Source organism: Sphingomonas aerophila (assembly GCF_014199305.1).
In the GTDB taxonomy this organism is placed as follows: Bacteria; Pseudomonadota; Alphaproteobacteria; order Sphingomonadales; family Sphingomonadaceae; genus Sphingomonas; species Sphingomonas aerophila.
The window spans coordinates 45246-56956 of sequence record NZ_JACIJK010000004.1; the positions used below are offsets into that span (position 1 = coordinate 45246).

7 protein-coding genes are annotated in these 11711 nt (G+C 63.9%); 4 read left to right on the forward strand and 3 right to left on the reverse strand.

The genetic code is table 11. The features are described 5' to 3' along the window. Positions 1-328: 328 nt before the first annotated feature. Complete coding sequence (locus FHS94_RS06860; protein WP_184056059.1) at positions 329-4594, reverse strand: hypothetical protein; 4266 nt, start codon at positions 4592-4594, stop codon at positions 329-331. A 212-nt stretch (positions 4595-4806) separates the two neighbouring features. On the opposite strand from FHS94_RS06860, the gene FHS94_RS06865 reads away from it, so the two are divergent. From FHS94_RS06865 to FHS94_RS06870, 3 genes are all read left to right on the forward strand, one after another. Then, positions 4807-4941: an entericidin EcnA/B family protein gene (locus FHS94_RS06865; RefSeq protein WP_221234616.1), complete on the forward strand. Its 135-nt coding sequence runs from the start codon at positions 4807-4809 to the stop codon at positions 4939-4941. A 269-nt stretch (positions 4942-5210) separates the two neighbouring features. Continuing rightward, a complete protein-coding gene (locus FHS94_RS19130) occupies positions 5211-5387 on the forward strand; it encodes a hypothetical protein (protein ID WP_221234617.1) in 177 nt (58 codons plus the stop codon). 190 nt (positions 5388-5577) lie between these two features. Further along, the gene (locus FHS94_RS06870) at positions 5578-7161 is read left to right on the forward strand and encodes a bifunctional AfsR/SARP family transcriptional regulator/alpha/beta hydrolase (RefSeq protein WP_221234618.1); all 1584 of its coding nucleotides are present in this window, start codon (positions 5578-5580) and stop codon (positions 7159-7161) included. A 160-nt stretch (positions 7162-7321) separates the two neighbouring features. On the opposite strand, the gene FHS94_RS06875 is transcribed toward FHS94_RS06870, so the two are convergent. Continuing rightward, complete coding sequence (locus FHS94_RS06875; protein WP_184056061.1) at positions 7322-7672, reverse strand: MmcQ/YjbR family DNA-binding protein; 351 nt, start codon at positions 7670-7672, stop codon at positions 7322-7324. A gap of 131 nt (positions 7673-7803) precedes the next feature. Beyond that, on the reverse strand, positions 7804-8742 hold the full coding sequence (locus FHS94_RS06880; protein ID WP_246348418.1) for a 2-hydroxyacid dehydrogenase: 939 nt from the start codon (positions 8740-8742) through the stop codon (positions 7804-7806). Positions 8743-9123: 381 nt separating this feature from the next. On the opposite strand from FHS94_RS06880, the gene FHS94_RS06885 reads away from it, so the two are divergent. After that, entirely contained in the window at positions 9124-11463 is a 2340-nt protein-coding gene (locus tag FHS94_RS06885) for a TonB-dependent receptor (RefSeq protein ID WP_425506167.1), read from the forward strand. The last annotated feature ends 248 nt before the right edge of the window (positions 11464-11711 follow it).

An 11711-nucleotide genomic window follows, 5' to 3' on the forward strand; every position in this document is an offset into this window, starting at 1 on the left:
GCGTCGGAATACGCTCGCGCAGCCGCCAGAAGTTTGGGGAGTTCGGATCGGCCGACTTGTCTTCCTGCCGTTTCAGGTCTTCGATGGCTGCAGTCAGCCTGCTGCACGACTCCGGCTTAACCTCAAGCGGTACACAGAGTGTGACCTGTTTCACTCCGAACCCGCCCCCCCCCAAGCACAAGCCAAACGATGGCAAGCATGTCAGTGAAGGTTGTTCAGCTTGGGGCCCTGCTTCTCAAGGTGTGGAATACTGTCCGGGTAATCCTGGTGCGCGAAAAGCCTGACTGATTAGCAGGGCCACATATTGGCGATGAAGTGCCGTGAACGATCAACGTTTCGTCAGCCCCAGCATCTGGAGCAAGGCGGGTCCGGCTGCGATCAACAAAGGCAACAGCGGCAGCAGGGGCTCGTTTGAGCGGATAAGGACCACGGTCAGGGCCAGCACCGCTACCCCGGCCACGGCCAGTACCGGCCAGCGCGCAAATCGCCAGGCATCCTGGCCCATGTTCGCGCGCCACCTCTGGATTGCCTTGGGCTTCTCGGTTTGCCGGATGAACAGCGCGAAGCTATCATTCACTAGCCGGGGTGCCGGGTGCAGGACCACCAATCCCCGCCGCACCAGCGAGGCGATGGCGGTCGCCTGGCTGACATTGACGAAGCGGCCATGAGCAAGGTGGTGCAGGACCAGCCGCTCAGCCCAGCTCGAAACCGCCCACCGATACTCATAGTGCTCGACCAGCAGCGAGCGGAGGAAGTCGATGATGTCAGACGGCGCGTAGCGGCTAAGACCGGCAGCCCAGTTTTTGACCGGCTCGTCATAGACGCGGGCGTAATCGGACTGGCTGAGTCGATAAGGCCCGCCCGGTGCTGGGCGGGGCGGCACGGGCGGTGTTTCGAGCAGGGAGGCGATGACATGCTCGGGCATGAAGGCGAGTTCTTCGACCGCGGTACGCTCGCCTGGAGAAGCATGGGCGCTAAGCGGCGTCACGTGGCGTTCCGCCCGAAACATGTAGGTATGGAAGCGCTCCAATAGTCTGCTCCAGCGCAGGGCTTCCCGGAACTTGGCGCTCTCCCGGGCCTGGTCGCCGTCCGCTGCGGGGCTGCCCCCCTGGCTCGCATAGAAGTCGTCTTCCTCTCGTTCGTAGGCCTGGAGCAATCGGTCCAGCGGCGCCAATTCGACTAGGAACACGAATGCGATTGGCGGCGCGCCTGGCACGTCGTTTGCCGTATCGAAGGCCGCTACCAGCTGCTCGAAATACCCGAGCGCCTGGCGACGACGCACGGGATCCCGGTATGTCATCTCCAGGTTGAACACGGCAACGCCACAGGTCACGACCTCGCCGTTTCCAATCGCCCGGCGCAATTGGTCGACATCAGCGTCAGTCGCCACTGACATGTCGGCGGCATGGCATTGGCGGAGCAGGTCCTGCTGCAGCCCCAGCGGAGCACCGACGACCATGGTAAGCTGGCCTGGCGGAAGCCTCGCTCGGCCGTTCGCGTCTGTTGTAAGCGTCGGATAAGGAACCACGGCGTGCGGCACGCCGAAGCCGAACAGGTCCCGCAGAACAACATGCGACGCCGTCCATAGCATCAGGCCCAGTACCAAGCCGACGACCAGCAGCAAGGCGATCCAGGGAAGGGGCGGCGTGGCCGGGCGTGGTGGAGGAAGCAGGAATAACGATGGAGTGACAGCGGCGGCGGTCCCGACAGCGGAGGTGCAGGGGTTATCAGGCGGCTGGGCGCTGTCCCGAAGATAATGCCAGGCGGTTCGGGTTAGTGCTCCGTCTGCCGGTCCGCCGGAGTGAGAAGGCAGAGAAATCGTGTCCAAAAAGATACCGGGCACCCCCGGCTCGAACGGCTTGCCGTTTCTACCGGCCCTGCCGGGCAAGCCGGGTTGGCACGGCCAGCGTCCCCAGTCCACGGTTGCACGGTTGCGCCGGTAGTCGACGTCGAACGCCCGCACGGCGGCGGCGAGGTCAGAGTGGCTTCGCGCAGCGTCCTCCTTTGCTTTCAGCGTGTCGTCCACCGCGCGTTGGTTCGCGACAAAGGCCGCAGCATCGCTGTAAAGAGCAGAGGCGGGAACGACGCCTACCAGCATCAGCGCCGCGATGGCGGAGCGCGCGTGGCGGCGCTCCGCCCTTTGCCCCCCGGCTGGCGCACTGGTGGTGAGAAGCGGCTGCACCAACCGCCTGGGAAGCGAGAAGATCACGGCGCGCAATCCGATCAGCAGTGCCGTGAGCGTGGCGATGATCCGTATCGCAGGAGAGGGCACGAGCCAGACGAGTAGCGCCAGCGCCAGTCCTGCTGCCGCCACGATGATGGGTCGCTCATAGGACCTGCGTCGCGGCATCAAGCGCTGGACGTCCTCACGCCGGTGCAGCTGAGACAGCGGTTGCCGCAACAGGAGAACGATCAGCAAGACCAGGATGACGATGCCGAACCACAGGGCTAGCGCAAACTGCACCGTGCGCGCTGCAGTACGATCAAGGGTGGCTAGGTCCGCGGACACAATCAGGACCCAGGAGGTCCCCGGCAGCGTTTGTGCTGTGAATTTCCAGCGCCGTCCGTCGTACAGGCCGCCGAAGTTGACCGGTGCTGGCGCATTGTAGCGGTCGTGGCACGATTGCGGAGGTGCAGGTCGGGCAGCCAAGACGTTCAGCGCTACATCGGCGGTGCGGGAATTGAGCTCGTCGCGAAGCTGCTCCACTCCTGCCCGATAGCGATTGGAGTGGAAGATCACGGGCCAGCCAGGCCGAGCGGCGTCGACGATCGCGAACTGGAGGGGCGGGGGTAGGACCGGCGACACCAGCGAGGGCAGGACCGTGACCGCCGTCGCAACCGTCGGCCGCGCCACGCTGTCATCACTCCTCGCCGCGATCGATGGGTCTGCTACGTCGGGAACGACGGAGAAGGCCATGATCGTCTTTGAGATGCCATCAGCTTGCGAGCGCACCTGCTCCAGCGCGTAGCCGGGCACGAAACGCCATTGCGTGTCGCCGACCCTGAAAGTGGGAGGGTTACCGGTCGAGAGATAGCCTTCGAGCAATTCGCCACGCGCCGCCTGCCTGAAATATGTCCGCCCGGCGATCTGCGGGCGTCCGCCGGCGTCGTCGCGCCAGACAGTTACGCGCGTTCCCGGCACCATAAGGCCGCTCTGATCGGCTACCAGCAAGGACTCGAGTGGCGGCAACGGGAAACGAACGCGCTTGCCGTCGGGCGCCGTCTCTGGCGCAACGGTCATGCGCCGGGGAACAGGCGAGACGTCCAGCGGATTTACCGCCGGGGTCAAAGAGCCGCTCTCGATCGACCTGTTCGTCCACCACAGTGACCGGCACAGCTCCCGGCGAAACTGGTGCGCGATCCGGTTCGCGGTGACCTCAGCCTGGCGATCAGTGGCAGCCCTATTGGCGGCCGTGGTCCAAGCGAAGCGATACGCCATGGTCGCGGTCGCCGTGGCGGCGATCAGCCCCAGCCCGATCGCCCAAACCTCAACCCGCGTGATTGCCTCACCTGGCCCGATCAGGCGCAGCTTCAGGACAGGCACAAGTGCTAGTAGAATCCCGAGTATCAGGGCAAAGGCGGTGATGCCGGCCTGGGGCAGCGAGCGCAGGCCGCCGGCCCCGGCAGTGTCGGGAACCAGGCCGATCGCGTTCAGCTCTTCTGGCGGCCGGTACCGCATCCCTGCGGGGAAGAGTGGCCGCTGGTACGCGACAAAACGTTGGCCACCTATCGTTATGCGAAAGGGGGCCAACTCCACACCAGCGTCCACCTGCGGGCTGACCGCCGCCGCGCCTCCCTTTCCTAACGCGGCGCTCAGAGCCCTGATCACCGAGTCCGGTGGTCGAAGGTCCCTGAGCGTTCTGACCGGCAGGTGTTCGCGTCCAAGCTGAGCAACGATGACGCCGTCCGAGCGCATAAACAGAACGTGACGGAAACGCGGCGCTGCCTGTCCCAAATCCACCACGTCCCCGAGGTCTAGATTGGTGCGGTAACACAGCACCGCGTCTGTCAACTTGCCGGGCGGAAGGGTGAGCGCTGCGCGTGCGGGCCTTGGCCTGTTCAGGATGTTGACGATAGCGGCAGCGGTTGACGCCGGCTCGCCGCCAGGCCGCTGGCGGGCGTCCTCGAACAGGATACCATCGAGGCGCATCGATCCCCTGACATGGAGGCCGCCGCCGTTCAGGATCGCAGCCTCCTCCGCTCTCGGCGTGGGGCAGGCACTTTCGGTAGGGGCGATCGCGTAATCCACGACTACATCGCCGAGCAAGGGGTGGTAAGAAGTGCTGCGCCCCTGCCAGCCTTCCGACTTTTCGAGTGCTGGCGGCGCGGCCAGGCGCGAAGCCATCAGATTAGCCCGCGCAATGGTCCGCATGTTCGACGGCCATGCAGCGACGCTTTGCGCAACAATCTCCAGGTCGTGGGTGTTGCGCCGATGTTCGCCCGCGCTCATTCGCTGGCCGAGGAGAAGCGTCCACAACAAAAACGCGGCGAACAGGGCAGCGCCGCCAATCAGAATGGTGGAAGCCCAGCGTGAGGGCGCTCGCTTTGCGGATGGGCTCGCGGCCGGCGCGGGGACCTGACCCTGTCCCGTCATGGTGCCGCTCCAGAACTGCCGCGCTGCGCCTTTCGCCACCGGGCCCTGAGCCGATCATAAGAGACATGGCCCACGCCACCCAGCGGGGTGATCTACGGAGGGAGGCGCCGATGTGACGGATTCTTGTGCCACCCGGCTCATGACGTAGTCGGAACACTGGTGCCCTGAGAGCATTGGCATTGTCTCGCCTCAAGCGAGATCAGGAGGTTTCAATGATTCGCAAGGTAGCGATCGCCGGTATGCTGGCGACGGCAGTGCTGCTGTCGGCGTGCAACACAATGCGTGGGGCCAAGGAAGACGTAAACTCCGCTAGCAAGTCCGTCGAGAAGTCGACAGACGGCAAATAGGGCAGGTAGGACCGACACTCTAAGGTCATCAGCCCTCCATACGGGGGCGAGGCAAAGACGGCGGTGGAACTGGCCATGGCTTAGGTGCCGGCCAGTTCCACCGCCGGGGGCTGAACGTACGCCGTCAAGGCATACGATCCTTTGCAGCCGAGCCCTCAAATTCCACGTTTCGAGCGACTGATTCCACGGTCTCTACGACGCTGACATCCACGTACGAGGTCCATCAACTCCATGCGCCAGGCTGGCGCACCGTTCATCGGAGTTGACCCATGTTCCTCAAGACTCTCTTTCCAACGCCCAAGGTCGCACGCAAGCCTCTGACCGATCGCCCGTTCGCTGCCGCTTTCCTTTCCTTCGTTTGCACCTGTTCAGTGCTGGGCGGAACCACCGCCATATTCAACGATGGGTCGGCGTCTCCGCAGACCGCGATCGCACGCGCGGCGTGACCTGCGCGAACCGCCAGCGCCTGGAACGCGGTGCCCGAACGAGGCAACTGTTCCGGGCGCTTGGGTGGGCGTGTGACCGTCCCGGACGGGAAGGCGCTGGCATAGCGCGCTCCCGATAGACTTTGCCGCCACGATGCGAGAGGATCGTCGCGATCGATGCTGATCGCAGCTCTCCCATCGGAGCTTCGTCATGGCGGCGGTACAAGGATCGCTGATAATCAACATGCTCGGCGAACTTCAGGTTCGACGTGACCAGCCGATCGCCCTGCCAGCTTCGAAGAAGACCCGGGCGCTACTCGCCTTCCTGATCGAAACCCGTCGACCTCAACGGCGCGATCGCTTGTGCGAGTTGTTCTGGGATATCCCCGACGATCCACGGGGCGCTTTACGCTGGGCCCTCAGCAAGCTGCGCGGCATCGTCAACGACGATGCTCATGCCCGACTAGTCGCGGATCGTGAGCGTGTCTCGCTTGATCTGACATCAGTCGACGTTGACTTGCATGCCCTGCAACAACTCGGAAGCAACTTGGGTCAGGCGACGCTTGCGGAGCTGATACATGGCGCAGCGTTGCTGCGTCAGCCGATGCTCGCCGGGCTCGATCTGCCCCAGCATCATGCTTATCAGGCGTGGCTTGTCGCGGAGCGGCATGAGGTCGAGCGCTTGCGCTGCAGTTTTCTGGCGGCGATCGTGGACCGGCTAAAGGATGCCCCCGAACAGGTTCTTTCGTGGTGTCGTGAGTGGGTGTCGTGCGAGCCACTCAGCGCGATAGCAGCCAGCGCCCTCGTCCACGCGCTAGTCCCGCTGGGCAAGGCTGGTGAGGCGAGCGAGTTCGCGGCCGCGTTCAAGGCGGCGGCCGCAGCTGCCGGGGTCGATGCGACGTCGGTTGATGATCTGGGCCACCCGCCATCCCGCCCGTCCGACCACAACAGGCAGCTACTCCAGCGCCAAAAGATAGCGTTCTGCACCGCAAGCGATGGCGCCAGGATTGCCTATGCCTCGGTCGGCGGTGGACCGCCGCTGGTCAAGGCCGCAAACTGGCTCAATCATCTGGAACTCGACTGGGATGCGCCAATCTGGGCGCCGTTGTTCCGGGAACTGGCGCGCGATCATTGCTTCATCCGCTATGACGAGCGCGGCAACGGCTTGTCGGACTGGAATGTTTCAGACCTGAGTTTCCCAGCATTCGTAAGCGACCTTGAGGCCGTCGTGAACGCGGCAGGGCTCGGGCGCTTTCCCTTGATCGGCATATCACAGGGCTGTGCGGTCGCGATTGACTACGCGGTTCACAATCCCGACCGGGTCAGCCACCTGATCCTGATGGGCGGCTATGCCGCGGGTTGGCGAGCGGGCGCCAGCGAGGAAGTGCGGGCCGAGCGGGAGGCCGTCATCACGCTGGTTCGGGAGGGCTGGGGACGAGACGATCCCGTCTACCGCCAGATCTTCTCCGCTACGTTCATGCCAGCAGCGACCCCGGAGGAGCTTACCTGGTTCAACGAGTTTCAGCGCCGGACAACTTCTCCACGCAACGCCGCGCGCTTCCTCGAGGTGTTTGGGGGGATCGACGTCCGCCCGCTGCTGTCCCGTGTCGCAGCGCCGACCCTGGTGATGCATTCGCAGGGTGACCGACGCATTCCGGTGACGACCGGCCTGGAACTCGCTGCAGGCATCCCGAATGCAGAGTTCGTGATGCTCCACAGCGACAATCACATTCTTCTTGGCCGGGAAGCTGCGTCCGAGGAATTCGTCGCCCACGTCCGCCAGTTCATAGACTGATCGCGCGCCGGGATGGGCTCTGCACCAACCTGCATCTAGCCGTCTGACCTTGTACTTTCACGTTGGGTCGCAGCCGGCGCAATTAAGCCATCCCGCGAATGTGAAGTAGGGCGCCGTCATGCACTACGCGTACCACCTCCTGATCGAAGCGCGCCAATGATCAAGGCCGCTCGCCAAACTGCGAGCGTTGGACAGCGGTAGCCCGGTCCCACCATGTTCGGGCCAGCATGAGCGCTATCCGGTCCGTGCTGGCACTGCCGTAGCGAACGAGGACGGCGGGCCAGCCGCGGTAATGGTCAGTTTCCCAAAAGGTGTCCGGGTCCGTTTCGGTCAGCACTTCCTTGTCTTCGATGCTGACGTGAAGAACGAAGCTGTTGGGATCGGGCGCGGTCGTCGACGCGAGTGTCTTGCCGCGAAACTTGAGCGCGGGCTTGCCGTAGGCGGTGCCCTGTTCAACCCCGTGCAGGGCGGCGCATGCATGCACGACGGCTTCCCAGTCCTTCACCGCCATCTCCTGACGCCCGACCGGCTCTAATTCTACCGGATGAACGCCCGGCTTCCAACCACACCCGCATATGTGTGCGGGCCAGCCGAGGGCGCCTAGTCATGGCTTGATATTCGCTGAAACGATGTTGCTGCTTTCTACCGTCGACGAGCCAGATGCAGGGACTCCGGTACAGGCGTGATCGCGGGTGTGTCGTCGAACCAGGCCTGCAGGTTGTCCACGACCAGCTGGCCCATCGCTGTGCGCGTTGCGTCCGAAGCGGATCCGATATGCGGCAGCAGCACGACATTCTCGATTGCGATCAGTGCCTCTGGTACGTTCGGTTCATCATCGAAAACGTCCAGGCCCGCCCCGCCGATCGTGCCGGCTTGCAGCGCGGCGACCAGAGCGTCTTGGTTCACCACGCTGCCGCGGGAGATGTTGATCAGCACGCCATTCTTTCCCAGCGCCTCCAGCACCGTCGCGTCGATAAGGTGCCGCGTTCCCGACCCACCGGGCACGACAGCGATAAGGACGTCCGACGCGGCCGTCAGCGCAGGTAGAGTGGCGTGGTATTCGTAGCTCACGCTCTTCTGCGGCGATCTGCCGTGATAGGCGACCGGCACTCCGAACGCGTCAAGTCGCCGTGCTACCGCCTTGCCGATCGCGCCTAAGCCAAGGATGCCGACCCGCCGGCCGCGCAACGTGGGCGAGAGCGGGAAGTGGCCTGCTGGCCAGCGTCCCTCCCGGACGAAGCGGTCGGCCTGCGGGATACGCCGCAGGGTCGCGAGCAACAGCCCGACGGCAAGGTCGGCAACTTCCTCGTCGAGAACGCCCGGAGTGTTTGTCACGACGATGCCGCGCGAGGCAGCAGCGTTTGCGTCTACCTTGTCGTAACCGACACCGAAGCTGGCAATGATTTCCAACGCCGGCAGGCGGTCGAACCACCTCGCGTCGATGGTGCCGGCAAGCGTGCTGGCCGCCATGCCCCGAACGTCCGGTCCGACCGCTGCAAGGAAAGCGTCGGGGTCGGATTGCTCCCAAAGTCGGTGAAGGACGAACCGCTCCTCCAGTGCTGCGATAACGCTGGCAGGCATGGGCGAGGGCATGAGGATCTGGGCTTGGGGCACCGGTTTCATCTAGCGCGGAACGCAGGTTCTTGCACCACTGGCCAGAGTCGAGCGCCAGCCAAGTACATCAGCTACACGCGCGCTGGCCACTCGCGGGGTGCATATGTCCCGAGGATTTAGGCGGACCAACGTATAACTGCTGTAGTCGCGGACCACGTCAGGTCGCTAATCCACAACGGAAACGTCCGGCTAGGAGCGCTTGCGCTGGAAACCTAGTATCACAAAACCGAAACAAAGCGTGGCTACCGCGCCGAGCCAAGGGGGAAGCGTTTGCCGGTCGCAAGCCGCGTACCGTCGTGGCACCATGCCGCCGCGGCTACCCCCCTGTCGTTGTTGGGGGAAATTTCTGTGCCGAAGACCTTGTTGCTCAAGTCCGTCCTGCTGCTGGGCATAGCGTCCCTGCCGTCGATGGCCGCCGCGCAAACCGCCCAGCCCGGACCCGACCATGCCCAGGCTCAGGATATAGCCACCGGCGATGCCCAGACCGGCGAACTGACGGACGTCGTCGTGACCGCGGAGCGCCGGTCAGAGAATTTGCAGCGCGTTCCCGTGTCAGTCGCAGTGGTCGGCGGCGGCGATTTGCGCAGTTTCCAGGCGGCGGGCGAGGACATCCTTGCGCTGTCGGGCCGAGTTCCGGGCCTTTATGCGGAAACGACGACCGGCCGTATCTTCCCGCGCTTTTATATCCGTGGCCTGGGTAACGTCGACTTCTACCTCGGCGCGTCGCAGCCGGTGTCGATCATCCAGGACGATGTCGTGCTGGAACACGTCGTGCTGAAGTCCAACCCGGTGTTCGACGTAAACCAGGTGGAAGTGCTGCGCGGACCGCAGGGCTCGCTGTTCGGACGCAACACCACGGCGGGCATCATCAAGTTCGACACGATCCGCCCGTCCCAAACCCTGAAAGGGCGCGCCACCGCCTCGTACGGCGAGTTGAACACCGCGACGTTCGATGCCGGCATTGGCGGTCCGATTGTGGCCGACAAGATCGCCGTTCGCTTGTCCGCGCTGGTTCAGCATCGCGAGAACTGGATCGACAACAGCTTCTCGGGTGTAAGCGCCGACGGCACTGCGGCCCCGGCCAGAAAGGCAATGGGCGGCTTTGACGACCGGAACGTGCGCTTGCAGGTACTGCTGACGCCGAGCGACCGTGTGTCGGTCAACGTCTCCGCCCATGCGCGTGACTATGACGGCACCTCGACCCTGTTCCATCGCAATGCGTTGCGGAAGGGTTCGAAAGACGCGTCTGCCGAGCCCCGCGATCGCGTCGCCTATGATGAAGCGCAGAACAACCCTCAAGCGTACAACACCTATGGCGGATCGGTGAATTCCAGCATCGACTTCGGGCCGGTCACCCTCACGTCCATCAGTGCCTATGAGACCACGTCGGGCTATTCGCGCGGCGACACGGACGGCGGTGCAGCGGCCAACTTCCCGTTCAACGGCGTGCCGAACGGCTTTGGCCAAAGCCAGGGCAACATCCGCGATCTGGACCAATATACCCAGGAGGTCAGGCTCGCGAGCCCGGCTGATCAGCGCTTCACATGGCAGGTCGGCGGTTTCTATTTCAACCAGACAGACGTCACCGACTTCTATCAGCGCGCTTTCTTCCTGACCGGCACCGCACGGAACCCGAATAACTGGGTCCGCCTGCATGACGCCAACACGAGTTGGGCGGTGTTCGGTCAGGCGAGCTTCAAGATCACGCCCGACTTCATCATCACCGCTGGCGCGCGTGAGACGGACGACACCAAAAAGACCGACCTTGTGAAAACGGCGAACACGGCCGCCAATCTGGCCACCTATACCGGCCGCCGCCACGTCCGATTGTCCGACACCACGCCAAGCTGGGACCTGTCGGCGCTGTATCAGGTCGATCCGGCGAACAGCGTCTACGCCCGTGTTGCTCGCGGCTTCCGAGGTCCGACGATCCAGGGCCGCTCGGCGGTGTTCAACGCCGACTTCACGACCGCGAACAGTGAAACGATCACGTCCTACGAGGTTGGGTCGAAGGGCACGTACTTCGATAATCGTCTGCGCTTGAATGCAGCCCTGTTCACCTACACGGTCAAGGACATCCAGCTGAACGGCAACGACACCAATGGAAACGGTGTGCTGTTCAACGCGGACAAGGCGCGCGCCTGGGGCGTGGAACTCGACGCGGAGTACCGCCCATTCCGCAACCTGACTCTGACCGCCGGGGCCAGTGCCCTCAGGAGCAAGATCAAGGACAAGCGCGTCTACGCCCAGGCATGTGGCCTGAACGGCGTGCTTGTGTGCACCGTGCTCGACCCGTATTTCACCCGCGGCGCTGGGACGGGCCGGACCTATTTCGCGTCGATTGACGGCAATCCGCTGCCTAACGCACCCAAATGGACGCTCGACGCGACAGCCCGCTATGACCTGCCGCTGAAAGACGACAGCAGTGTGTTCCTGGCGGCCGACGGCAACATCCAGGGCTATACCAATTTCGTGCTCTATAAGACGCGTGAGTTCTACGCCGACGGCAACTTCGAGCTTGGCCTCCGTGTCGGCTACGCAGCGCCAGGCGGGGATTGGGAGGTGTCGGCCTTCGCGCGCAACCTGACGAACGAGAAGAACCTGAAAGGCGTCATCGAGAACTACATGGCGGCTGTGTTCAACGAACCGCGTGTGATCGGCGTGTCGTTGTCCGGGAAGATTCGATAAGAACGAACAGGGGCGGGGCGCATTGCTCCGCCCCAGCCCAGAGCCATGCCCATCGCTGAGGCGAGAGGGCTATCTGCACTAGGCTGCCGGCCTGGCTTCTCACTCGTGACCCGCTCCGTCGCCCGGGCAGCCGGGTTCTCGACGAGGCGGAACGACGGCCTTATCGCGCACCCATGAGCCGCTCTAGGAAGCGGAGCACCTGTGGGCGTGGTAGTCCCGCACTAGCACCCCCGTCATTGCGGGTGTGC

What these genes read in the sequence shown, in the direction of transcription:
- FHS94_RS06860 (WP_184056059.1), bottom strand. Translation starts at nt 4,594, where the DNA reads ATGACGGGACAGGGTCAGGTCCCCGCGCCGGCCGCGAGCCCATCCGCA.
- FHS94_RS06865 (WP_221234616.1), top strand. Translation starts at nt 4,807, where the DNA reads ATGATTCGCAAGGTAGCGATCGCCGGTATGCTGGCGACGGCAGTGCTG.
- FHS94_RS19130 (WP_221234617.1), top strand. Translation starts at nt 5,211, where the DNA reads ATGTTCCTCAAGACTCTCTTTCCAACGCCCAAGGTCGCACGCAAGCCT.
- FHS94_RS06870 (WP_221234618.1), top strand. Translation starts at nt 5,578, where the DNA reads ATGGCGGCGGTACAAGGATCGCTGATAATCAACATGCTCGGCGAACTT.
- FHS94_RS06875 (WP_184056061.1), bottom strand. Translation starts at nt 7,672, where the DNA reads ATGGCGGTGAAGGACTGGGAAGCCGTCGTGCATGCATGCGCCGCCCTG.
- FHS94_RS06880 (WP_246348418.1), bottom strand. Translation starts at nt 8,742, where the DNA reads ATGCCTGCCAGCGTTATCGCAGCACTGGAGGAGCGGTTCGTCCTTCAC.